Consider the following 23535-nt stretch of genomic DNA (forward strand, 5'->3'; position numbering starts at 1 on the left):
CTTGAAATCTTCGTGATTCAAACCACTCACCGCCATCACGAGCGACCGTACGATTTCCCCACATATGTGGGGAATCTGTCTCCGTGAGTGAAGGGGTTGCACGCGTGCCCGAAGTGGAAAGTGACCGAATCCGTGGTGTTGCAGGTCAGCAGCAGCTCCCTCCGGGTGCGCGAGGGTACGACGGATTCGGCGGGTATGTCGGGCGGACGAGTGCGGAGTCGACGCCGTGGTGGGCGCCGGAGACGAAAGCCCCGGCCGGTGCACCGAACATCGTGGTCATCCTCATCGACGACATGGGCTACTCGGACATCGGACCGTTCGGCTCCGAGATCGACACCCCCAACCTGAACCGGCTCGCCGACAGCGGCTACCGGCTGTCGAACTATCACACCACCTCGGTCTGCTCACCCGCTCGCGCGGCGCTGCTCACCGGCCTGAACCCGCACCGCGCCGGCTACGGCAGCGTCGCCAACTTCGATCCCGGCTTCCCCGGACTGCGAATGGAACTTGCCGACGACGCGCTCAGCCTCGCCGAGATTCTGCGCGCGAACGGGTATGCCACGCACGCGGTCGGCAAGTGGCATCTCGCGCGTGACACCAACCTCGCGCCGGGCCGCACCCGCGACTCCTGGCCCCTGCAGCGTGGATTCGACAGCTACTACGGTTCGCTCGAAGGGTTGAATTCGTTCTACTACCCGAACGAGCTGATCTCGGACAACTCCGTGGTCGACGTCGAGGAGTATCCGTCGGACTACTACGTCACCGACGACATCACGGACAAGGCCATTTCGCGCATCAACAGCCTGCGCGCCCACGACGCCGACAAGCCGTTCTTCCTGTACTTCTCGCACATCGCGATGCACGGACCCCACCAGGCCAAGCCCGAAGACCTCGCCAAGTACCGCGGCCGCTACACCGAGGGCTGGGACACAGTGCGACGCAACCGCTTCGACGCACAGCTCGAGGCAGGGTTCTTCCCGCCCGGCACCCAGATGACCGAACGCAACACCGAACCCGGCTACGACGCGCCGCCGTGGGACGAGCTCACCGAAGAGGAGCAGCTGCGGTTCGCCCGGTACCAGGAGGTCTACGCCGCGATGGTCGACAGCATCGACCAGAGCGTGGGCCGGGTACTCGACACCCTCGACGAACTCGGCGAGACCGACAACACCATCATCGTGTTCACGTCCGACAACGGGGGCACCGCCGAGGGTGGCGCAGCGGGAACACGGTCGTACTTCAGTCAATTCGTGCACGGGCCGGTCCCGTCGGACTGGGTGCGCGACGTTCCGCACGACGAGGAACTGATCGGCTCGGAGAAGATCGGCGTCCACTACCCGCGCGGCTGGGGACAGGCGTCGAATACCCCGTTCCGATTCTACAAGGGTCAGACGTTCGCCGGTGGTGTCCGGGTGCCGTTCCTGCTGTCCTGGCCTACCGGTCTCGGGCGCGCCGACGGTGACACCGGATTGCGCAAGCACTACTCGTACGTCACCGACATCACCCCGACCCTCCTGGATCTCGCCGGACTCGAGACTCCGAGCCACCGGAACGGGCTTCCCGCCCAGGAGCGTGACGGTGTCAGCATCGCCGACATCCTGCGGGACGCTGCGCAGCCCACACCCCACACGGAGCAGTACGCCGAGTTCGGCGGTCACCGCGGGTTCTACCGAGACGGTTGGAAACTGCTGTCGCTGCACACGGATCCGACCCGGGTCGACGATCCACAATGGCAACTGTTCGACGTGGAATCCGATCCGGCCGAGACCGCGGACGTCGCGCATCTCTTCCCCGAGAAGGTGCGCGAACTCGCCGAGGCGTGGGATCGGGCGGCGTGGCACAACACCGTGTTCCCGATCCTCAACGACCGCAAGGCCGTGCAGCGGCGACCGGACGAGCGTCGCCTCGCGGAGCCGGTGAAGATCCTCGCAGGCACGCCGACACTGGAACGCTATCGGTCCAGTGTGCTGATTCAGTACCGCGACTTCACCATCGACGTCGCCACTCACCCGATCGCCGCAGGCGACGAAGGAGTCCTCGTCGCCCACGGTGACCCGCACGGCGGATACGTCCTCTACGTCGAGGACGGCCGGATCGTATTCGCGGTCAACAGCTACGGCCGCGTCGCACACACCTCCGCGCCCCTCGGCGCGGAACTGGTGGGCGTGCAGGTGCGGGCGGACGCCACCGAATCCGTCCGGTGGAACTTCACCGTCGCCCTCACCGACTCGGCCGGGGTCACGACCGACGTGGCCACCCTCGACGACCAGTTCCAGCTGGTCGGCATGGCGCCGTGGACCGGGATCTCGGTGGGCGTCGACGCCCGCGGACCCGTCGTGTGGGATCTGCGCGAACGCCGCGGAACGTTCCGATACACCGGCAGACTGCGGTCGGTGACCTACACGCCCGGCCCCGTGCGGGTGCCCGAACCGGTCATCCAGGAGGTCGAGGAGCTGGCCGAGGCCATGGCCGACTGACCGAAGAGGTCGGGCGCGCGAGAACGCGCCCGACCTCCGCTGGTTAGCGGTCAGCTGTCGCCGTCGGAATCCTTCTTGCCGTCGGAATTTCTGCGCCAGTGCGTGAACCGCTCCTTGATGTCCGCCGCGACGTCGCCGACGCCGTTGCCGACGGCGTCCATGGTGGTGCCCAGTCCGCTGCCGATCTCACGGAGCATGCGGATCAGCGGGTCGTTCGAGGTGTCGAAATTCTGTTTGTACGATTTCGCGGCCTTACGGAATTCTTCGGTGATCTTGGCGTCGTCGTCCTCGCCGCGGCGCGGGTACTCCCCGCAGAGGATTGCTGCGTAGGCGCCGCTGTCCACCCACTTCTTCAACTCGGCGGCACGCAGCACCGAGAACGGATGGGTGAGCAATTCGATGTTGAGGAGCTTGAGGACACCGTCGCGCAGGTCGCCGCTGGCGTCGTACTCCGCGGCCTGGGCCAGGAAGGCGTCGGTGTCGATCTCGCTCACCCGAGAGCCGCCTGCCAGTTTCAGCTGCACGCGGAGGGCTGTGTGGACGTCCTGCCCGCACAGCAATCCGGCACGGTCGCCGGACAGTTCCGATTTGCGTTGCCATTCCATGAGCGCGGCGATAATCGCGCGCAGCGCCCACCCGCCGATCGGAATCCAGCCGATGGTCCCGGCCAAGCGCATCAGATGCATGAGGATCGTGCGATACACCGCGTGCCCGGACAGCGCGTGCCCGAGTTCGTGGCCGATGATGAACCGCTGCTCCTCGTAATTCATGACGTCCAGCAGTCCGGTGGTGACCACGATGAACGGACGGTCCATGCCGATGGTGAAAGCGTTCACGACCGGGGTCTGCAGCACGAACAGCTCAGGCGTTTCGTCGGCGCCGAGAATGCGCACGCAGTCGCTGCGGAGGTCGTGGAGATCGCTGAACTGCCGTTCGTCGACGCGCACGGACGTGGCCAGGTACATCAGCCGGTGCTGGCGCTCCTGCAACAGACCCGAGATGGTCCGGAAGACCGTGTCGAACCCCTTCAAGGTGCGCAGGGTGACGAGCGCCGCCCGATCCGCCGGGTGCTCCCACGCACGCGAGCTGATCTCCGGGAACGCCGTGCGAACGCGGTCTGGTGTGGTGGTCAAGCTTTCCCCCTGGGTCGGTGTGCGCGGTGCGGTGCCCTCCCGGTCAGGGTAGCGCCGGAGGCAGCGGCGGCGGTCGTGCTGGGCATTTTGCCAACCGCCGACCACGGCGGCTGCTCCAAACATGCGCAGGATGCTCAAACGTGACGCTCGGTATTGCTCAAAGTGCGTTCCGGTGGTCGACTGTTGTGCGAGATCTGCACACGAGACCTCGAAGATGCGGTGAGGTCGGTTCCCACAGGTCCGCCTGCCCGTCACCGCCGGTCCGCCTCGCTCACGAACTGGGCCGAGGAGGATCGGATTCGGTGCCAGGAACTCACAGGCAAGGACGAAACGATGAACGACGCCCGCACGATCGGCGACCACCCGGCGCAGCTCACCCCGCGCGCGACCACTCCGGAAGCGCTCGTGGAGATCGAGAAGCGCGTGCTCTGGTTGGCGACGTCGATGATTCACCACGCCAACCGGGTTCGCCCGAATCCGACGGGGTTGAAGGTCGGTGGCCATCAGGCGTCGTGTGCGTCGATGGTGTCGATCATGACGTCGTTGTGGTTCGAGCAGCTCCGGCCCGGTGACCGGGTGTCGGTCAAACCCCATGCCTCGCCGGTGCTGCACGGCATCAACTACCTGCTCGGTGAGCTGGACGAGAAGTATCTGACGACGCTGCGGGAATTCGGTGGCCTGCAGTCCTACCCGAGCAGGTCGAAAGATCCTGATCCGGTGGACTACTCGACCGGATCGGTCGGCATCGGTGCGACCGCCCCGATCTGGGGTGCCATCGCCCGCCGCTACGTCGACACCACCATCGGCGGCGCCGGAACGGGCCGCCAGTACTCCCTCGTCGGTGACGCCGAACTGGACGAGGGCGCGGTGTGGGAGGCGATCCTCGACACCTCCGTCGCCGAACTCGGTGAGATCGTGTGGATCGTCGACCTGAACCGGCAGTCCCTGGACCGGGTGGTGCCGAACATCGCCGCGGGCCGGCTCGAGGCCATGTTTGCTGCCGCCGGGTGGCAGGTGATCACCGTGAAGTTCGGGACCCTGCTCGAGTCGCTGTTCACCCGGACCGGCGGGCCGGCACTGCGGACCCGGATCCTGGACATGCCCAACCCCGAATACCAGCGGCTGCTGCGGTGCAGTGCCGAGCAGGTGCGGGTGCGGCTGCCCGGGGACGGCCCCGATGCGGCCGCGATCGCGTCGCTGATCGCCGACCTCGACGACGACACCCTGCTGCGGGCGATCCGCAACCTCGGCGGCCACGACCTCGACGCCCTGCGCGCCGCGTACGCGCAGATCGACGACACCCGCCCCACGGTGATCATCGCCTACACGATCAAGGGCCGCGGCCTGCCGACGCAGGGGCATCCGCAGAACCATTCGTCGCTGCTGACGGTGGAGCAGTACGAACAGCTCGCCGCGGAGCTGGGCATGGACCCCGCGCACCCGTGGGCCCGGTTCGAGCCCGGCAGTGCGGCGGGCCGGGTGTGCGCCGCGACCGCAGACAGATTGAGGCGGGAGAAGGTCGAATTCGGCACACCGCCCGCGGTCCCGGCGGACATCGGCCGCACCCCGTCGGGGACGTCCACCACCCAGGCCGCGCTGGGCCGGGCGTTGCTGGACCTGTCCCGGGAGGCCCCCGACGCTGCGAAACGGGTGGTCACGGTCAGCCCCGACGTGTCCTCGACCACGAACCTTGCCGGGTGGCTGAATAAGGTCGGGGTGTGGTCGCCGCACGAGCGCCGCAACTGGTTCGACGACGACGCCGAGACGATCATGCACTGGCGGGAAAAGCCCACCGGACAGCACATGGAACTGGGCATCGCCGAGACGAATCTGGTCGGGCTGATGGGTGAGCTCGGCGCGACGTGGAGTCGGTGGGGGCAGCCGCTGTTCCCGATCGGGGTGATGTACGACCCGTTCGTCGAACGCGCCCTCGAACCCTGGTCGTACGGCATCTACGCGGGTGGGCAGTCGATCCTGGTCGGCACCCCGTCCGGGGTGACCCTGGCCGCGGAGGGTGGGGCGCATCAGTCGATCAAGACCCCGTCGATCGGCCTCGAACAGCCCGGCTGCGTCAGCTACGAGCCGGCGTTCGCGATCGACGTCGAATGGACCCTCCTCGACAGCATCTCCCGGTTGGGACGGCCGGACGGCACCTCGTCGTACCTGCGGCTCTCGACCCGCCCGGTCGACCAGACCCTCGCCGCCGTCCCCACCGATCCCGCCGCGCGGGAACGTCGCCGCCGTCAGGTAGTCGCCGGCGCCTACACCCTCCGGCACACCGACAATCCGGCGGTCACCCTGGTCGGCATGGGCGCGGTGATCACCGAAACCCTCACCGCCGCCCACCGGTTGGCCGAACAGGGCATTACCGCGGACGTCGTGTGCGTGACCAGTCCCGGGTTGTTGTTCGAGGCGGTCCAGGCGCGCCGCGGACTCGCCGACGGCCCGTCCTGGATCCTCGACCAGGTGTTCCCCGCCGGCCGGGCGGCGCCGATGGTGACCGTCCTCGACGGGCACCCGCACACCCTGGCGTTCCTGACCGGGATCAACCACGTTCCCGGTGCCGCGCTCGGTGTCAGCAAGTTCGGGCAGGTCGGTTCCCTAGACGACGTCTACCGCTACCACGGCATCGACACCGACAGCATCGTCCGCGCCGCACTCGACCTCTCCTGAACCGACCGACGATACCTTTTGGGTATCAAAAGATCCAGAACTAGTGTTGGACTTGAATGGTTGACGCTCCTAGCCTTGGGGACACAGCGCGCACCGACGGTGACGCGATTGCGAACGAGGAGAACGAAACCCATGACCACCGCGTCCCCCCACGAGATCGCCCACAAGCTCGGCTCCGGTCTGTTGTCGTTCCCGGTCACCCACTTCAAGAATGACCACTCGTTCGACGAGGCCGCGTACCGCGAGAACATCGGCTGGCTCGGGCAGTTCGACGCCTCCGGGTTGTTCGCCGCGGGCGGCACGGGCGAATTCTTCTCGCTCACCCCGCCCGAGGTGGAGCAGGTGGTCCGCGCAGCGGTGCAGGAGGCGCCCGACGGTCTTCCGGTGATCGCGCCCGCCGGCTACGGCACCGCCACCGCCGTGCAGATGGCCCGGTCGGCCGAGAGTGTCGGCGCGCACGGCATCCTGCTGCTGCCCCCATACCTCACCGAGGCGAGCCAGGACGGTCTCGTCGCCCACGTCAAAGAGGTTTGTGCCGCAACCACTCTCGGTGTGACGATCTACAGTCGCGCCAACGCCGTCTACACCGAGGCCGCCGTCGCGGAACTCGCGGACAGCTGCCCGAACCTGGTCGGGTTCAAGGACGGGGTCGGCAACATCGAGCAGATGACCCGCATCTACGCGAGTCTCGGCGACCGGCTCACCTACATCGGCGGACTGCCCACCGCCGAGATGTTCGCACTGCCCTATCTCGCACTCGGCGTCACCACGTACTCCTCTGCCATCTACAACTTCGTGCCCAAGTTCGCGCTCGACTTCTACAACGCACTCCGCAGCGGAGACAACGCGTTCGTCATCAACGCGCTCAACGAGTTCGTGATCCCGTACTGCAACCTGCGCAACAAGAAGCAGGGTTACGCGGTCAGCATCATCAAGGCAGGCATGACGGTGATCGACCGACCCGCAGGCCCCGTCCGCGCGCCGTTGACCGACCTCGACGCCGTCGAACTGGCCGAGCTCGCCGACCTGATCAAGAAGGTGAGCTGAGCCGCACCGTCCGCGGATTCATCCTCGGAGAACGCCATGACACTCACCGCAGCACGTGCACAACTCGCCCTCGACCTCGCGCGGCGCCATGCCGCGACACTCGACACGGCCGTCGCCGTCAGCGTCGTCGACGACGCCGGAAATCTGATGTGCTGCTCCCGGACCGACGGAGCCGCCGCGGGATGGTCCCCGCGTGGACACTCCACCCGGCCGACAAGCCCAGTGCGGTCGGCATACTCGCGGTCGCGACCTCCGTCAGTGGTGCCGGGTCACGCATCGTCGAGACCGTCATCGACGAGATCCACCGGTTCGACGAGCGACACCGCCGCAACATTTCGTGACACCGGTCCCGGCTGCGACCGTTGCCCCGCTGGAAAAGTCGTCTGTGACTATCTCGTCGCCCGCAGTGCCACATAGACTTGCCCGGTCGTGGCTTCGCGCAAGGCGTCAACTTCCTCGGACATCGGAACGTCGCGAGATGAAGGATAGGGAATGCGATGATGAATTTTCGACCCGTCACCCAGTGGGACTCGGTGAGCGCCTGGGACGACGACCCGGTGGTCGCGTCGTGGAACGGTCTTCCGGTGTTGGAACAGAACGTCACGGCCGACGTGTGTGTCGTCGGCCTCGGCGGGTCGGGTCTCGCGGCGATCGGCGCCCTGGTCGAACGGGGGCTGCAGGTTGTCGGCGTCGACGCCGGGCGGGTCGCGGCAGGCGCGGCGGGGCGCAACGGCGGCTTCCTCCTGGGCGGCCCGGCGACGTTCCTCCACTCGTCCCTCACGACCTGGGGGACGTCGTCGGTCGATCTCTATCGCGCAACTCTTCTCGAGTTGGACCGGCTTGCCGAGTTGCTGGGTCCGGAGGTCATCGCACGGACGGGTTCCATTCGCCTCGCCGGATTGCCCGGCGAACCTGTCGACGACGCCGAGGCCGCCGACCGTGTGGCGGAACTCGCGGATTGCGCAGCACTGGAAACGGTGCTGCGTGACAACGACATCGCTGTCGAAGAATACGACGGCGAGCTCGGGCGCGGCCTGTTTCTGCCCGACGACGCGGCAATGAACCCCTCCCGTCGAGCTCTGGGGTTGGCGTCACTCCTTCGGGGGCGGGCCGACCTGTACGAGCATTCGGCTGTCACCGCCGTGGAAAGTGGAAGGGTGACAACAGAACTCGGTTCGGTCATTGCGCCTGTCGTCATTGTCGCGGTGGACGGCAAACTCGAACAGGTCCTCCCGGTCTTGCAGGGGCGCGTCCGGACGGCACGCCTGCAAATGCTCGGGACGGCGCCGGGGCTGCCCGAACGCCTGCCGTGTCCTGTGTACGGACGCTGGGGATACGACTACGCGCAGCAAGCGAAGGATGGGCGCCTGTTCGTCGGGGGCGGGCGAGACCGTTTCGTCGACACCGAGTGGACATTCGACACTTCACCCACTCCGGATGTCCAGGGCTACATCGAACGAGTAGCGGAACGTATGGCGGGCAAGCCCGTCGACGTCGTTCGGAGATGGGGTGCGTCCGTGAGTTACACCACCGACGGTCGACCCCTCTGCTCCGAGGTTCTTCCCGGTGTCATCGCCATCGGTGGGTACAACGGGACGGGAAACCTGGTCGGTCCCGTCGCTGCCCGCGCGGCTGTGGCACTGGCACTCGACTCGACGACACCCCCGGTGTACTTCTCCGCCTAGCCGGCGAGGGGGGGAGGGCCGACGGCCCTCCCCCCCTCGATCGCAACCGCGCGAACGCCTGATTCCGGTGCGTCAATCCGCGAATCGGTTGACGTCGAACAGCTCCAAGGGGAATTCGGGGGTCGAGCCACAACTGAGATCGGCGGCGATCTCCCCGATCACCGGTGCAAATTTGAAACCGTGACCAGAGCACGCGGAAACGACTGTCACGTTCCTGTAGGCGGGTGGATTTCCTATGATGAAGTGCCCGTCGGGTGTGTTCGTGTACATACACACCGCGGCCCGAACGGGGCGTGAACTCAATCCCGGCAGGTAATGACGAACGAGGTCCCGCAACGGAGCGGTGTCCTCGTCATGGACCACCCGATCCAGCTCGTCAGGGTCGGTCTCGCGCCCGCCGAGATGGAGCGCGATCTTGACCGTCTTGCCGTCCATGGTGGGGAAGCCGTACCACGTACCCTCCGGGCTGTCCCTCAGGAATATCGGGAACCGGTCCGGCCCGAACTGCGTCGGATCTTCGGCTGGGAACCATGCGAGGATCTTGCGCTCCACAGTCAAGGGGAGCTGGGCTTCTGGGAGAAGGCCGGGAATCCAGGCGCCGGCCGCGACCACGACGCGGTCGGCTCGAATGACTTCTTCGTCGAGCCGCACGAGCACCGTGTCACCGGGACCGTCCTCGATACCCAGGACGCGGCTCTCGGGACGCACGGAGGCACCCAGTTCGCACGCACGGCGCACGGCACCGGTGATTGCCAACTCCGGCCTTATCACGCCGGCGTCCTTCTCCCAGATGGCCGTATCTCCCTCACGCAATCGCTGAGTGGGAAACCGGGCACTGAACTCGGCCGGGTCGAGAATCTCCTGTGTGAGGGCATGCACCTTGGCCGCTTCGAGGGAGCCACCCACAATCACGCCGGTCGACGGGCCGATACTGAGGCCCCCGGTCATCGTCAGGACGGGTTCGCCGGTTTGCTCACCGAGTTCCCGCCAACCTCGGAGTGCGGCTCGGAGCATCGGGACATACGCGGGATCCTCATGATATGCGGTTCTGAAGATGCGCGACTCGCCGTGTCCGGAGCCACGATCGTGCCCGGGAGTGAACTGCTCGAGACCGACGGCAGGAATACCGCGCTCCGACAGTCGCCACATGATTGCGGAGCCCATGGTGCCGGTACCGATCACGGCGACATTGGTTCTCGTCGTGGTCATCGACTGCGCACCAGCGTGTATTCACCAGCGGGGGAATTAGTCATGATCACAGTGGCCTCTCGAATGTGCAGTCGGTCTGCGGAGTCGGACCCAGACATGTTGCCATCCCGCGACTCCACTCCAGTGTCGCCGAACGTCATGTGCTCGAACATCGGAGCCGGAGGCGGAGCGCCCGCAGAGACACCGCGACCCCAGTATTCGTCATGGTGACGGTCGCGGCCCGGCGCGAGGACCAGTCGACCTGTCGGTGAGGCATCGAGACTCTGATTCTGCGACTCTTGCCCGCTGATCGGCGCCACAGGATGATCTAGGGATGGCCGAACAGATCGACGACTACTTCACCTCTGTCGTGTCGGGGCTGACCCCCGGGGAGAGCCGCCCCGGCGTCGGTCCGGAGGATCCGATTCAGCCGCTGTTCCCGTTGTCGGTGCGGGGCGCGCTGAACCTCTTCGACGCCCAGCTCGGCAGCAGGCATCTCGATCTGGCGGCCCGCTGGCTGCGGTCGCGGGGCAAGGGTTTCTACACGATCGGCTCGTCCGGGCACGAGAGCAACGCCGCCGTCGCGGCCGCGCTGCGACCCACCGATCCCGCTCTGCTGCACTACCGTTCCGGTGGTTTCTTCCTGGCGCGGGCGCAGCAGATGGATGGCAGCGATCCGCTGCGCGACGTCCTCCTCGGTCTCGTGGCAGCAACGGAGGAACCGATATCGGGTGGTAGGCACAAGGTGTTCGGCCGCCGCGACCTCAACATCATTCCCCAAACCTCGACCATCGCTTCGCATCTCCCGCGCGCTGTCGGTGTCGCCTTCTCCATCGCCCGCTCGGAGAAGTTGCACGTGCCCTCGCCGTGGTCGGCCGACGCGGTTGCCGTCTGTAGCTTCGGGGACGCGTCCGCGAACCACTCCACCGCCGTCGGTGCCATCAATACCGCAGTGCACGCCGCCTACCAGGGGTTGCCGTTGCCGCTGCTGCTGGTGTGCGAGGACAACGGAATCGGGATCAGCACCAGGACTCCGCAGGGCTGGATCGCCGCGAACTTCGGTGACCGGGCGGGGCTCGAGTACTTCGAGGCGGATGGCTCCGACCTGCCGGCGGCGTACGCGACGGCGAGAGATGCCGCCGACTGGGTCCGCAGGCACCGGAAGCCCGCGTTCCTGCACCTGCGCACCGTCCGGTTGATGGGGCATGCCGGCTCCGATGTCGAGACCGCGTACCGGACATCAGCGGAGATCGCCGCCGACTTCGACCGCGACCCAGTGCTGTGCACGGCGAAACTGCTGGTCGAGCGAGGACACCTGAGCCCCACTGATGCCCTCGACCTCTACGAGCAGAAGCGTGCCGAGGTCCTCGAACTGGCCGAGCAGGTCGGTGAGCTACCTCAACTGGACAGTCCCGCGGCGGTGATGAAACCGCTCACCGACAGTGCCGTCGAGGCGGCCGCGGCCGTGCCGGAGCGCGTCGACTCGGACCGTCGCGCGCAATTCATCGGATCCCCGCTTCCCGAGGATGAAGGTCGGCTCACCACCGGTCTCGCGATCAACCGCGCACTGCTCGACGTGCTGGCCCGCTACCCCGAGGCGCTGGTGTTCGGTGAGGACGTGGCCCGCAAGGGCGGGGTCTACGGGGTGACCCGGGGTTTGATGAAGAGGGCCGGGTCGGCGCGCGTGTTCGACACGCTCCTCGACGAGCAGGCGATCCTGGGACTCGCGCTGGGCGCGGGGGTGTCCGGGTTGTTGCCGATCCCGGAGATCCAGTACCTGGCGTATCTGCACAATGCCGCCGATCAGATCCGCGGGGAGGGTGCGACGTTGCAGTTCTTCTCCGACCGTCAGTACCGCAATCCGATGGTGGTGCGGGTCGCGGGATACGGGTATCAGAAGGGGTTCGGTGGGCATTTCCACAACGACAACGGCGTCGCCGCCCTGCGCGACATCCCCGGCATAGTCGTGGCCTCCCCGGCTCGCCCCGACGACGCCGCGGCCATGATGCACACGTGCGCGGCGGCCGCGCGCACCGCGGGGGCGGTGTGTGTGTATCTGGAACCCATTGCGCTGTATCACACCCGGGATCTGTACGAGGACGGTGACGAGCAGTGGCTGGCCGCGTATCCGGATCCGGTGGAGCGGGCCGAGAACCATGTGCCGATCGGCTCCGCCCGCACGTACGGTGACGGTACCGACCTGACGATCGTCACGTTCGGCAACGGGGTCCGGATGAGTCTGCGGGTCGCGCGCCGGCTCGAGACGGCGCACATCGCTGCGCGTGTGGTGGATATGCGGTGGCTCGCACCGCTACCCGTGCACGACATCCTCCGGGAGGCGAACGCCACCGGACGGGTGCTCGTCGTCGACGAGACCCGCACATCGGGGGGAGTGTCCGAAGGTGTGGTCGCGGCACTGGTCGACGACGGCTTCACCGGGCCGCTCGCACGCGTCACGAGCGACGACAGCTTCATCCCGCTCGGCGACGCCGCCCTCGAGGTCCTGCTCTCGGAGGACACCATCGAGGCCGCGGCGGTCAAACTCGTGAGCCGGTAGCATCCGTATCCCTCGCGCTTCGCTATGACGGCAACGTCAACCGGTATCCCCTCCGCCATTGCCAAGCTGTTGTCCGGTCGGGCATGTTCGAACTGCATCTCTCCATATCGGCGGACAGGAACATTTCATGAGTGGCGATCAGCGACCCCACATCGTGGTGATGGGGGTGACCGGCTGCGGGAAGACGACAGTCGCGCAGCAACTTTCCAAACTGACCGGCCACCGGTTCCTCGACGCCGACGATCTGCATCCACCGTCGAACGTCGAGAAGATGGCCGCCGGTATCCCGCTGACCGACGACGACCGGGCGCCGTGGCTCGCAGTCGTCCGTGACCGACTGCGGGAACTGTCCGATCAGGGACGCCGTGGTGTGGTGGCGTGCTCGGCGCTACGGCGGAGCTACCGGGACATCCTCCGCGACGTCTCCGACCCGGTACTGTTCGTCCACCTCACGGGAGAGCGGGAGGTCATCCACGGCCGGATGCAGGCGCGGAACGGGCACTTCATGCCACCTGCCCTGCTCGATTCCCAGTTCGCGCTCCTCGAGCCGCTCGACGCCGACGAGTTCGGAGTGGTCCTGGACGTCGCTCCGGCGCCGGACGCGATCGCACGGGCCGCCGTCGAATACCTGCACGAAGAACGAAAGGTCGTCACACAGTGAGTTCGCACGGGAGTTTCGATGTCGAGGGCAAGATCGCGCTCGTCACGGGGTCGAGTCGAGGAATCGGCTTCGCACTCGCCAACGGACTCGCCGAGGCCGGTGCGGAGGTCGTGCTCAACGGGCGGGACGCCGACGCCCTCGCACGCAGCCGCGACGAGATCGTCCGCGCCACCGGTGCGACAGTCCACACCTGCGCCTTCGACGTCACCGCTCCCGAGGAGGTCGCCGCCGCCGCGCAGCGGGTCGAGAACGAGATCGGTCCCGTCGAGATCGTCGTGAACAACACCGGCGTCCAGCACCGCAGCCCACTGCTCGAGTTCGGCGACGACGACTTCCGTCGCGTGCTCGACACCAACCTGAGCAGCGCCTTCTTCGTCGGCCGCGAGTTCGCGCGGGCGATGGTCGGGCGCGGGCACGGGAAGATCGTCAACATCTGTTCCGTCCAGAGTGAACTCGGCCGGGCGGGCATCGCCCCGTACGCCGCGAGCAAGGGCGGGCTGAAGATGCTCACACGCGGAATGTGTGCGGACTGGGCACCATTGGGGCTGCAGACCAACGCCATCGCGCCCGGATACTTCGATACCCAGCTCACCGAGGCGCTCGTGAACGATGCCGAGTTCAGTGCATGGCTGACCAAACGCACGCCCGCCGGGCGGTGGGGGCGCACCGAGGAACTCGTGGGCGCACTGCTCTTTCTCTCGTCGCCGGCGTCGGACTTCGTCAACGGCCAGATCCTGTACGTCGACGGCGGCCTGACCGCCGTCGTGTGATCCCCACCCGACCGACTCGAAAGACCATGATGCAGAACACCGCAACGCCCCGAATTCACCTCGGACCGAACCCTGACACCGCCCTGATGCGCGGGATCGAGCGGGGCGGAGGAATACTCGCCCCGCTCGACGACGCCGAAGCCGTGGTGTGGGCGCAGGGCCCCGACACGTTCCCGGCGCAGTTGCCGGATTCGGTGCGCTGGGTGCAACTCCCCTCGGCGGGTGTGGAGCCGTGGATCTCCGCGGGGATCTTCGACACCGAGCGGACGTGGACGTCCGCGGCCGGCGCCTACGCCGGTAACGTCGCGGAACACGGAGTCCTGCTGCTCCTGGCCGGGGTCCGTGCCCTCCCCGAGCAGGTGCGCGCGACCTCCTGGCGCAAGGCCGAATTCGACCCGCAGGTGGGCACGCTGCGCGGGGCGACGGTCGCCATCGTCGGGTGCGGGGGCATCGGTCGCGCGATGATCCCGCTGCTCGACGCGTTCGGGGCGCAGGTGCTCGCCGTGACCCGTTCGGGAACCCCGGTCCCGGGTGCAGTCGAGACGCTGCCGTCCGATCGGACGTCGGAAATCTGGTCCAGAGCCGATCATTTCGTCATCGCCGCACCGGCGACGGCGGCGACCGCGCAGATCGTCGACAAGGACGCGCTCGTGCAGATGAAATCGACGGCGTGGATCGTCAACGTGGCGCGCGGCTCCCTCATCGACACCGCGGGGCTCGTCGACGCACTGCGGGCCGGGTCGATCGGCGGGGCCGCACTCGACGTCACCGACCCCGAACCCCTTCCCGACGGACACCCGCTCTGGACCCTGCCGAACGCCATCATCACCCCGCACGTCGCGAATCCGGCGACGGGGCTGACGCGGCTGCTTGCCGATCACGTCGCGACCAACGTCGAACGCTTCGCTGCCGGAGCGCCTTTGATGGCGCCGATCGACCCGAGCCGAGGTTACTGAATGCCTCGGTCGGCTTCCGAGCTGGTCCGGATGTAGTTGGCGACGACACTGCGTAACACCTCGCGTACCGCCTCGGCAGGTCCCGAGAGCGGCTGATTGGCGGGTGTTCCGAGGGAGACCTGGACTTCGATGGTCGGTTCGATGCGGCGGAGTTCCAGGTTCTCCACATTCATGATGCGGCGTGCCACTGAGAACGGTAATACCGTCGCGCCCAGACCGTTTCGTACCGCCTGCGCCATGAGGGTCACCGATTCCACTTCGCCGACCACCCGCGCGTGCTCGAAGGCGTGTTCGTAGGCCTGCTCCACCACTTTGCGGATGGTGTGCATCGGGCCCGGCAGCAGCAGCGGCAGGTCGACGAGGTCCTTGATGGCCACGGCGGTCCCGGTGTCACCGGGCAGACCGGTGCCGGCCGGGGCGACGACCATCAGCTCCTCGGTGAGAAGGCGCTCGAAGTTGACGCCCTTGATCGGCCCGGCGTCGTAGAGCAGTGCCATGTCCATGCGGCCGGTCATCATGGCCTCGCTCAGCACGCCCCCGAAGTTCTCGTTGATGTGCAGAAGGATGCTGGGGTACCGCGACCGCACCGCCGTGAGCAGCGGTAACGCGATGGAACTCACCGTACTGTAGGGCGCGAGCCCGACGGAGACACCGCCCGCCAGTTCTCGACCGACGACGCTCACCTCGGCTTGCGCGCTCTCCACCTGCCGCAGGATCACCTGTGCGTGCCGGTACAGCGCGCGCCCCGCATCGGTGGGTTCCACGCCCTGCTTGCTGCGGATCAGCAGCTGCTGACCGAAGTGCGTCTCCAGTGCCGTCATCTGCTGGCTCAGTGCCGGCTGGGCGATGTGCAGAATGTCGGCCGCCCGCGTGATGCTTCCGGCGTCGACGATGCGGACGAATGAGAACAAGCGTCGGGTATCCACGAGCGATCTGCCTTTCTGACGATGCGGCGACGCAAGCACGCCGCGGTTTCGACAAGGTTGCCGGGCGGAAACACCGCCGTAGCCAAATGCGAGGCGCTGTTCTTCCCTTTTGCATCGCCGCTGTTCAAACACCATAGACGTTCGTTATCGCCTCACGTAAAACAGGTATTAACCGCCCGAACCGGATCCTGCGTAGCGTCCGTTTACATCGAAAGTTCACAGGAACTGCACCAGCGGTTCCACTGCAGGTCCCCATGGGAGGCACCGTGACTGTCAAGATCGATCTCGTCGCCGACCTCGGCGAGAGCTTCGGCGCATGGACGATGGGCGACGACGACGCTCTGCTCGACGTGCTGACGTCCGCCAACGTCGCGTGCGGATTCCATGCCGGTGACCCCAGGACCATGGACGCGACGGTCCGAGGATGCGTCGCCCGCGGAATCGGCATCGGCGCGCACCCCAGCTTTCCCGACCTGGCAGGCTTCGGCCGGCGCGCGATGGACCTCACCGCAGACGAGGTACGCACGGACGTTCTGTACCAACTCGGCGCGCTGCATGCCTTCGCGACATCACACGGCACGACGCTCTCGCACATCGCACCGCACGGTCGGTTGGGAAACCTCGTCGCGACGCGCGCGGACTACGCACGTGCCGTCGTCGACGCGGTGGAAGCGTTCGACCCGAGGCTGATCGTGCTCGCCCAGGACGGTGAACTCGCCGACCACGCCCGTGAGCGGGGGGTTCGCGTCGCGATCGTCGCCATCGTCGACCGCGCGTACCGCTCGGACGGCACCCTGGTGCCGCGATCCGAACCCGGTTCCGTGATTCACGACCAGGACACTCTGGTGGCGCGCACCGTGCAGATGGTGACGGAGGGTGTCGTCGAGGCCGTCGACGGCACCCGCATCCCGATCGAGGCCGACACGGTGCTGCTGCACGGTGACGGCGCCGACGCCGTACGCAACGCGCGAGCGATCCGGGAGGCGCTCCTGCGTGCGGGCGTTGTCATCGCCCCGGTGACCGAGGTCCTCGCAGGCAAGGAAGAGAAGGAGTCCGCGTCGTGTCCGGCGTGACGTGCATCCGGCCGCACCGGGAGTTCGTCCTCTCGGATTGTGGAGACTCCGCGGTACGTCTGACGTCGCTGTCCGCGGATGCCGAGGAGCGCTGGCATGTGGTCCACACGGTTGCCGCCGCGCTCGACGCACGCGGCGACGAGGTCGCGGTCACCGGCATCATCCCCACGTACGACGCATTGTTGGTCGAATTCGATTGTGGTGCAACCACCCACGACGCCATCCGTGCACACGTCGAACGGCTGATCGAGCTCCCCGCGGATGCCGCGGCGCGCGGCCCGCGGCAGTTCGAGATCCCCGTCGTCTACGGGGGAGAATTCGGCCCCGACCTCGACGAGGTTGCAGCACACCTCGAACTCTCACCCGCCGAGGTGATCCGACTGCACGGCGCAGGCCCACTGACCATGCGCTGCTTCGGTTCCCCGGGCGGCGCCCCGATGCTGGACGGTCCCGCCTTCCCGAGACCCGTCCCACGCCGCACGATTCCGCGGCCGCATGTGCCGGCCGGCGCGGTCGCAGTCGCGGGCAGGCAGGCCGTCGTCTCCGCGCGTCCCGCGCCGGGAGGCTGGCCGGTGATCGGTCGAACACCGCTGACCATCGTCGATCCGGCGACGGACCCCCTGTCCGATTTCCGGCCCGGCGACACGTTCCTCTTCGTTTCGATCACCGCGGCCGAGTGGTCGACGTACGAGGGGGTCCGTCATGGCTGAATCCATCACCGTCACGACACCCGGCCTGACCTCGATCCAGGACCTCGGCCGGCTCCGAGCATCCCGGTTCGGCCAGATGACCGGCGGAGCCTCGGACCAATACAGCGCCGACGTAGCGAACGCACTGGTCGGGAGCCCGCGTACGGCACCCCTGCTCGAGGTGGTCGCCATGGACTTCGGCGCCGTCGCGAGCATCGACCTGCTGGTCGCCGTGACCGGAGCGCCGGCGGAGGTGCAGGTCGGGGGTGTCACCCGCCCACAGTGGGAGCCGTTCGTGTGGACCGCAGGCGAAGAACTCACCGTCCGCGGAATCCGCGACGGTCTCAGGGTCTACCTCGCCGTGCACGGAACGATCGACGCGCCATACCTGCTCGGTAGTTGCGCCCCCGATTCGGTTCTCGGTTTCGGCCGGCAACTGACGGTCGGCGAGTCCGTCGCCATCGACGTCGACGGACCGCCGATCGACCACCCGCACTTCCGGATGCCGCTGTTCCGGCTCGGCGCCCGGCCCGCGGCCTTCACCGGATGCTGGACCATCGACGTGACGGATGGTCCCGACGTCCACGAATTCGGCTCGACCTCCGCCCGATTGTTCGACACTCCCTTCGTCATCGGCGACAACTCGAACCACATCGGTCTCCGCCTCACGCCGACCGATCCGGGCAGCCCCGTTCCCCGGCGGGATCGATCGACGGAGGTGCTCTCCCGCGGCGTGCCGATCGGCGCGGTCGAGGTTCCCGCCGGCGACGAGATCCTCGTTCTGCATCGCGGACGAGGGGTGACCGCCGGATACCCGGTGCTCGCGGTCGTGACCGCCACGGCTCTGTCCCAGCTCGGCCAGGCACGCCCCGGCCAGGAGGTCCGGTTCAGGAAGGTGACCGTCCCCGACGCCGTGGACGCGTACCGGTCACAAAGACGCTCGATCGATCTCCTCCGCTCACGTGTGGCGAACGCGTTCGCCAGTCTTCGGATCCCCCTTCACACAGAAACGACATCCGCCCAGCACAGCTCGGTACCCCAGATGGAGTCAGCATGACCAACGCGATCTCACCCGACACGGCCGGGCACACGTCCGAACACGAGGTGCAACCCCGCCAGCTACGCAAAGTCGTTCTCGCAGGCTGCGTGGGCATCTTCGTCGAGCTCTACGACAACGGCATCTTCGCCTTCATGGCGACCGCCCTGGCCATCGTCTTCTTCGACGTCTCCAAGTCGAGTGACGCGCTGATGCTCGTCTTCGCCGGTTACGCGATCTCGTTCTTCGTGCGACCTCTCGGTGCAGTCGTCTGCGGCATCCTGGGCGACCGGATCGGCAGGCAGAAGATGCTCGTCTTCGTCATCATGCTGATCAGCGTCGCCACCGCGGGAATCGGCATTCTCCCGACCTACGCCGCGATCGGCGTCGCCGCACCCGCGTTGTTGATCCTCCTGCGCATCCTGCAGGGATTCTCCGTGGGCGGTGAGGCGGCGGGCGCCATGACCTTCCTCGCCGAGCACTCGCCGGAGGGCAAGCGCGGACTCATCACCAGCTACGCACAGATCGCGTCCTTCCTGGCCCTGCTCACCGGCACGCTCGTGGCGTTCGCGATGTCACCGTGGCTCAACGAGGCCGCGATCAACGGCGGCGGACCGGCCAGCTGGGCCTGGCGTGTGCCGTTCCTCGTCGCGATCCCGATGGGCATCATCGGCTGGTACATCCGCCGGGCCATCAGCGACACCCCGAACTTCGAGAAGCTCAAGGCCGAAGGCGGACTGTCCCGCAACCCGCTGAAGGAAGCGTTCGCGACCCCCGAGCACCGCAAGGCGATGCTGCTCGCGCTGTTCATCCCGCTGATGAACGGCTCCGGCTACTACGTGCTGTTCTCTTACATGCCGACGTTCCTCAAGGGCGACAACATCGGTTTCTCGACCGGCACCGCCCTGCTCGTGACCGCGGCGAGCCTCGTGGCGATCTGCATCGCCATTCCGTTCATGGGTGCTCTCTCCGACCGCGTCGGTCGCAAGAAGGTCATCGCCGGCGCGGCGATCGCGATGGCCATCGGCGCCATCCCCTGTTACGCCCTGATCGCGACCGGCAACTTCGTGCTCGCCGTGGTCGGCGCATGCATCATGGCGGTGATCTTCGCCGGTCACACCGCCGTCATCCACATCCTCATCGTGGAGCTCTTCCCCACCCGGGTGCGGTACTCGGCATACGGGCTGGGCTACAACATCTCCTCGGCGGTCTTCGGCGGCACGGCGCCCCTGCTCATGACGTGGCTGATCCCCCAGTTCGGAATCTACGTTCCCGCTGTCTATGCCGTCGTCACCGCGGTGGGCACCCTCATCGCCGTCAGCACCATCACCGACCGGGCGCACGTGCCTCTCCGCGACACGCTCTGACGGATCCAGACTCGGCCCGGTGGTCTCCTGACCACTCGAATACCACCGGGCTGTACCAACTTTCACCACCAGCAAGACAAGGGAGCGTTATGCCATTCAACGACTACCGGACGGCACTCGTCACCGGTGCCAACACCGGAATGGGCGCCGCGGTCACCGAGATCCTGACCAAGCGCGGACTGACCGTCTACGGTGTGGCCCGCAACAAGGAACGGCTCGACGAGGTCGCGGACAAGACGGGAATGATCCCGCTCGCCGTCGACATCACGGACATCGACGCACTGAGCGCCGCCGTCGCCGGGCTCGAGATCGACGTGCTGATCAACAACGCGGGAGTGTCGGCCACCGGCAACATCCTGGATGCCTCGGCCGACTCGGTCGACGCCATGGTGGATGTCAATCTCCGCGCGGTGCTGCACCTGTGCCGGCTGCTGATGCCGGGAATGGTCGAGCGGGACCTCGGCCACATCGTCAACATCAGCTCCATCGCCGGCCTGTACAACTTCTACGGCCACACCGCCTACCACGCCACGAAGGCCGCGGTGCACCAGATCTCGCGACAGCTGCGCAACGACACCATCGGCAAGCGCATCCGTGTCACCGAGATCTGCCCGGGCAGAGTCGAAACCGAGATCTTCGGGCGCAACCTCGGCGGGTCGCCGGAGGCGATGAAGGAAGCCTGGGAGACGTACTACGAAGGCTTCGAATCCATCACGACCAAGGACATCGCCGACACGATCGAGTTCGCGATCGACGCCCCGGGCCACGTCAATCTCGGCCTGATCGAAATCATGCCCACATTCCAGGTACCGGGTGGACTCGACTTCGTCCGGCGCAACGATCGAGACCCGCGGTGAACACTGCACAGCGCGAGTCCGGCGCCCCGCTCCCGGCCGAGACCCTCGGGGTGGTGGCGCACGCCGCGGGAGACCTGCGCATCGAATCGGTGCCGCTGCGCCGGCCCGAATCGTCCGAGACGGTCGTCGAGATCGCCTACGGCGGGATATGCGGATCCGACCTGCACTACTGGACGCACGGGGCGGCGGGTGAGTCGATTCTGAAGGCACCCATGCTGCTGGGCCACGAAGTGGTGGGAACGGTGGTGCAGGCCGCGGCGGACGGCAGTGGCCCCGCAGCGGGTGAACGTGTCGCAGTGCATCCCGCCACCCCCGGCGGTCGCGGCGCCAGGTTCCCCGCCGATCGCCCGAACCTCTCGCCGGGATGCACGTACCTCGGCAGTGCAGCGCAATTCCCCCACACCGAAGGGGCATTCGCGAAGCACGCAGTTCTGCCCTCCCGCATGCTGCGGTCGCTGCCAACGGACCTTCCACTGCGCACCGCTGCCGTCGCGGAACCGGCCGCCGTCGCGTGGCATGCCGCGGCCCGCGCCGGCAACGTGTCGGGGAAGAGCGCTCTCGTCGTGGGGTGCGGTCCTATAGGCGCCCTCGTGGTGGCAGTCCTGCGCCGGGCAGGGGCGCGCGAGATCACCGCAGTCGACGTGCACGAGTATCCCCTCACCGTCGCACGGGTGCTCGGCGCCGACCGGACCCTCGACGCCACCGACTCCGAGAGCATCGCGGCCGTCGACGCCGATATCGTCGTCGAGTGCTCCGGTAACCGTTTCGGGCTCGAATCGGCGATTCGGGGTGCGACGCGCGGCGGCCGAGTCGTCATGCTCGGACTGCTCCCCACGGGCCTTCAGCCCGCACCGCTCTCGCTCGTCATCACGCGGGAACTCGAACTCGTCGGATCCTTCCGATTCAACGACGAGATCGATTCGGTACTCGCCGCTCTGGCGGACGGCAGCCTGAACGTCGAACCGGTGATCAGCCACGAGTTCGGCATAGAGGACGGACTCGAGGCGTTCGCCGTCGCGAAGGACGCATCCACGTCCGCGAAGGTGTTGCTGGCGTTCTGATTCCAGCCATGCCGAACGGCTATCACCCGACAAGTAATCGGTCTTGTACAGGCGTGATGTGCCCCGATAGCCTGGGTGTGAATGTACCGCCCGACTTCCCGGCTTCTTTCGTTCCCACGCCCTCTACCAGGAGGAACAATGTCCACCTTCGTCCCTGCAGCACGAGTCGACCAGATGCGTGAGTCGCCGAGTGTGGCAGCTGCGCAACGGGTTCGCGAGCTTCGGGCGTCGGGGCGGGAGATCCTCGACCTGACGGTCGGAGAGCCCGATTTCGACACGCCGGACCACATCAAGGCGGCAGCCGTCGCAGCGATGGAATCCGGTCTCACCAAGTACACCCCCGTCAACGGTATTCCCGCACTGCGGGAAGCGATCTCGAAGCGGATGCTCGACCGGACCGGGGTCGAGTTCGCGGACAACGAGATCACCGTCGGCGGTGGTGCCAAGCAGGTCATCTTCCTGGCGCTGATGGCGACGGTGGAGGAGGGCACCGAGGTGATCGTGCCCGCGCCCTACTGGGTGTCGTACCCCGACATGGTGACCGTCCACGGCGGAACACCCGTCGTCGTCGACTGCCCGGAATCCGACCGGTTCCTGCTCACCGCGGAGAAGCTCGCCGCCGCCATCACTCCCGCGACGACATGGGTGATCCTCAACGCGCCGTCGAATCCGACGGGTGCGGTGTACAGCGAACCCGAACTGGCCGAGGTGGCAGCGGTACTCGACCGGAACCCCCACGTGAACGTCCTCTGCGACGAAATCTACGACGAGATCGTCTTCACCGACTCACCTGTTCCGAACCTGTTGTCGGCCGCGCCGCACCTCCGCGATCGGATCCTGGTGACCAACGGTGTGTCGAAGGCCTACGCGATGACCGGCTGGCGTCTGGGGTACGGCGTCGGGAACAAGGGCCTGATCGCAGCGATCAACAAGCTGCAGTCGCAGAGTTCCTCCTGCCCGTCGTCGATCAGTCAGGCCGCCGCTGCCGAGGCGCTCACCGGCGATCAGAGTTTCGTCACCACGTCCGTCGCGAGCTACCGCGCACGGCGGGATGTCGTCTTCGAATTGTTCTCCCGCATCGAGGGTCTGGAACCCATACTGCCGCAGGGCGCGTTCTACCTGTTCGTCGGATGCTCCGGCCTCGTGGGCAAGCGGACTCCCGACGGCGCACTGCTCGAGAACGACCAGGACGTGGTGCTCTTCCTCCTCGACCACGCGTCGGTGGCCACCATCCAGGGCTCCGCGTACGGCGCCCAGTCGTATTTCCGCGTCTCGTTCGCCACGTCCGAGGACGTTCTGCGGAACGCGGCCGCCGCGGTCGAGAAGGCCGTCGCGTCACTCAGCTGACCCCACCCGCCACTACACGACCAACGGAGACA

Annotated in this window: 19 protein-coding genes and 1 pseudogene; 17 read left to right on the plus strand and 3 right to left on the minus strand. The window is 67.0% G+C overall.

The genetic code is table 11. The features are described 5' to 3' along the window. Positions 1-104 precede the first annotated feature (104 nt). Positions 105-2477: an arylsulfatase gene (locus G9373_RS25910; protein WP_167117411.1), complete on the plus strand. Its 2373-nt coding sequence runs from the start codon at positions 105-107 to the stop codon at positions 2475-2477. A gap of 50 nt (positions 2478-2527) precedes the next feature. Here G9373_RS25910 and G9373_RS25915 read toward each other — a convergent pair whose 3' ends face one another. Next, positions 2528-3610 (minus strand): M48 family metallopeptidase, encoded by a 1083-nt coding sequence (locus G9373_RS25915; protein WP_167117414.1) that lies wholly within the window; start codon positions 3608-3610, stop codon positions 2528-2530. A 333-nt stretch (positions 3611-3943) separates the two neighbouring features. Between G9373_RS25915 and G9373_RS25920 the strand changes: the two genes are divergently transcribed. The 5 genes and pseudogenes from G9373_RS25920 (at position 3944) to G9373_RS25935 (ending at position 9015) form a co-directional block, all read left to right on the plus strand. After that, positions 3944-6283: a pyruvate dehydrogenase gene (locus tag G9373_RS25920; RefSeq protein WP_206032631.1), complete on the plus strand. Its 2340-nt coding sequence runs from the start codon at positions 3944-3946 to the stop codon at positions 6281-6283. 132 nt (positions 6284-6415) lie between these two features. After that, a complete protein-coding gene (kdgD, locus tag G9373_RS25925; protein ID WP_167117421.1) occupies positions 6416-7330 on the plus strand; it encodes a 5-dehydro-4-deoxyglucarate dehydratase in 915 nt (304 codons plus the stop codon). Positions 7331-7366: 36 nt separating this feature from the next. Then, a pseudogene (locus G9373_RS46675) lies at positions 7367-7450 on the plus strand (hypothetical protein); the annotation flags it as partial. 62 nt (positions 7451-7512) lie between these two features. Further along, a complete protein-coding gene (locus tag G9373_RS46680; protein WP_240960730.1) occupies positions 7513-7671 on the plus strand; it encodes a hypothetical protein in 159 nt (52 codons plus the stop codon). Positions 7672-7827: 156 nt separating this feature from the next. After that, entirely contained in the window at positions 7828-9015 is a 1188-nt protein-coding gene (locus G9373_RS25935) for an FAD-dependent oxidoreductase (RefSeq protein ID WP_167117424.1), read from the plus strand. 72 nt (positions 9016-9087) lie between these two features. Here G9373_RS25935 and solA read toward each other — a convergent pair whose 3' ends face one another. After that, the gene (gene solA / locus G9373_RS25940; protein ID WP_167117428.1) at positions 9088-10224 is read right to left on the minus strand and encodes an N-methyl-L-tryptophan oxidase; all 1137 of its coding nucleotides are present in this window, start codon (positions 10222-10224) and stop codon (positions 9088-9090) included. Between the two features lie 313 nt (positions 10225-10537). Here solA and G9373_RS25945 point away from each other — a divergent pair, with 313 nt between their 5' ends. The 4 genes from G9373_RS25945 (at position 10538) to G9373_RS25960 (ending at position 15147) form a co-directional block, all read left to right on the plus strand. Continuing rightward, positions 10538-12760 carry a thiamine pyrophosphate-dependent enzyme gene (locus tag G9373_RS25945; protein ID WP_167117430.1) on the plus strand — a complete coding sequence of 741 codons (2223 nt, stop codon included), beginning with the start codon at positions 10538-10540 and terminating at the stop codon, positions 12758-12760. Positions 12761-12887: 127 nt separating this feature from the next. Continuing rightward, entirely contained in the window at positions 12888-13421 is a 534-nt protein-coding gene (locus G9373_RS25950) for a gluconokinase (RefSeq protein ID WP_167117432.1), read from the plus strand. Then, positions 13418-14191 carry an SDR family oxidoreductase gene (locus G9373_RS25955; RefSeq protein ID WP_005567638.1) on the plus strand — a complete coding sequence of 258 codons (774 nt, stop codon included), beginning with the start codon at positions 13418-13420 and terminating at the stop codon, positions 14189-14191. The genes G9373_RS25950 and G9373_RS25955 overlap by 4 nt, the downstream gene beginning before the upstream one ends. Before the next feature lie 26 nt (positions 14192-14217). After that, positions 14218-15147, plus strand: coding sequence for a D-isomer specific 2-hydroxyacid dehydrogenase family protein (locus G9373_RS25960; protein WP_167117435.1), 930 nt, complete (start codon positions 14218-14220; stop codon positions 15145-15147). Here G9373_RS25960 and nac read toward each other — a convergent pair. Next, positions 15141-16073 carry a nitrogen assimilation transcriptional regulator NAC gene (gene nac, locus G9373_RS25965; protein WP_169693252.1) on the minus strand — a complete coding sequence of 311 codons (933 nt, stop codon included), beginning with the start codon at positions 16071-16073 and terminating at the stop codon, positions 15141-15143. The two genes, G9373_RS25960 and nac, sit on opposite strands and share 7 nt — an antisense overlap. A 254-nt stretch (positions 16074-16327) precedes the next feature. Here nac and G9373_RS25970 point away from each other — a divergent pair, with 254 nt between their 5' ends. The 7 genes from G9373_RS25970 to G9373_RS26000 all read left to right on the plus strand — a co-directional run bounded on the left by G9373_RS25970 (position 16328) and on the right by G9373_RS26000 (position 23503). Continuing rightward, a complete protein-coding gene (locus G9373_RS25970) occupies positions 16328-17146 on the plus strand; it encodes a 5-oxoprolinase subunit PxpA (RefSeq protein ID WP_005567635.1) in 819 nt (272 codons plus the stop codon). Next, positions 17134-17856 carry a carboxyltransferase domain-containing protein gene (locus G9373_RS25975; protein WP_120660194.1) on the plus strand — a complete coding sequence of 241 codons (723 nt, stop codon included), beginning with the start codon at positions 17134-17136 and terminating at the stop codon, positions 17854-17856. The genes G9373_RS25970 and G9373_RS25975 overlap by 13 nt, the downstream gene beginning before the upstream one ends. Next, entirely contained in the window at positions 17849-18892 is a 1044-nt protein-coding gene (locus tag G9373_RS25980; protein ID WP_167117438.1) for a biotin-dependent carboxyltransferase family protein, read from the plus strand. The genes G9373_RS25975 and G9373_RS25980 overlap by 8 nt, the downstream gene beginning before the upstream one ends. Next, positions 18889-20238 carry an MFS transporter gene (locus G9373_RS25985; RefSeq protein WP_005250039.1) on the plus strand — a complete coding sequence of 450 codons (1350 nt, stop codon included), beginning with the start codon at positions 18889-18891 and terminating at the stop codon, positions 20236-20238. Before G9373_RS25980 ends, G9373_RS25985 begins: the two co-directional genes overlap by 4 nt. An 89-nt stretch (positions 20239-20327) precedes the next feature. Beyond that, positions 20328-21095 (plus strand): SDR family oxidoreductase, encoded by a 768-nt coding sequence (locus G9373_RS25990; protein ID WP_120660196.1) that lies wholly within the window; start codon positions 20328-20330, stop codon positions 21093-21095. After that, positions 21092-22156: a zinc-binding dehydrogenase gene (locus G9373_RS25995; protein WP_167117441.1), complete on the plus strand. Its 1065-nt coding sequence runs from the start codon at positions 21092-21094 to the stop codon at positions 22154-22156. The genes G9373_RS25990 and G9373_RS25995 overlap by 4 nt, the downstream gene beginning before the upstream one ends. Positions 22157-22294: 138 nt before the next feature. Further along, on the plus strand, positions 22295-23503 hold the full coding sequence (locus G9373_RS26000; RefSeq protein WP_167117444.1) for an aspartate transaminase: 1209 nt from the start codon (positions 22295-22297) through the stop codon (positions 23501-23503). Positions 23504-23535 lie beyond the last annotated feature (32 nt).

The sequence above is a fragment of the Rhodococcus sp. A14 genome (assembly GCF_011603105.1).
GTDB lineage: Bacteria > Actinomycetota > Actinomycetes > Mycobacteriales > Mycobacteriaceae > Rhodococcus_F > Rhodococcus_F opacus.

Excerpts from the sequence above, each read along its gene's own strand:
- G9373_RS25920 (WP_206032631.1), top strand. The coding sequence starts at position 3,944 with ATGAACGACGCCCGCACGATCGGCGACCACCCGGCGCAGCTCACCCCG.
- kdgD (WP_167117421.1), top strand. The coding sequence starts at position 6,416 with ATGACCACCGCGTCCCCCCACGAGATCGCCCACAAGCTCGGCTCCGGT.
- G9373_RS46680 (WP_240960730.1), top strand. The coding sequence starts at position 7,513 with ATGGTCCCCGCGTGGACACTCCACCCGGCCGACAAGCCCAGTGCGGTC.
- G9373_RS25935 (WP_167117424.1), top strand. The coding sequence starts at position 7,828 with ATGATGAATTTTCGACCCGTCACCCAGTGGGACTCGGTGAGCGCCTGG.
- solA (WP_167117428.1), bottom strand. The coding sequence starts at position 10,224 with ATGACCACGACGAGAACCAATGTCGCCGTGATCGGTACCGGCACCATG.
- G9373_RS25945 (WP_167117430.1), top strand. The coding sequence starts at position 10,538 with ATGGCCGAACAGATCGACGACTACTTCACCTCTGTCGTGTCGGGGCTG.
- G9373_RS25950 (WP_167117432.1), top strand. The coding sequence starts at position 12,888 with ATGAGTGGCGATCAGCGACCCCACATCGTGGTGATGGGGGTGACCGGC.
- G9373_RS25960 (WP_167117435.1), top strand. The coding sequence starts at position 14,218 with ATGATGCAGAACACCGCAACGCCCCGAATTCACCTCGGACCGAACCCT.
- G9373_RS25970 (WP_005567635.1), top strand. The coding sequence starts at position 16,328 with ATGGGAGGCACCGTGACTGTCAAGATCGATCTCGTCGCCGACCTCGGC.
- G9373_RS25980 (WP_167117438.1), top strand. The coding sequence starts at position 17,849 with ATGGCTGAATCCATCACCGTCACGACACCCGGCCTGACCTCGATCCAG.
- G9373_RS25985 (WP_005250039.1), top strand. The coding sequence starts at position 18,889 with ATGACCAACGCGATCTCACCCGACACGGCCGGGCACACGTCCGAACAC.
- G9373_RS25990 (WP_120660196.1), top strand. The coding sequence starts at position 20,328 with ATGCCATTCAACGACTACCGGACGGCACTCGTCACCGGTGCCAACACC.
- G9373_RS26000 (WP_167117444.1), top strand. The coding sequence starts at position 22,295 with ATGTCCACCTTCGTCCCTGCAGCACGAGTCGACCAGATGCGTGAGTCG.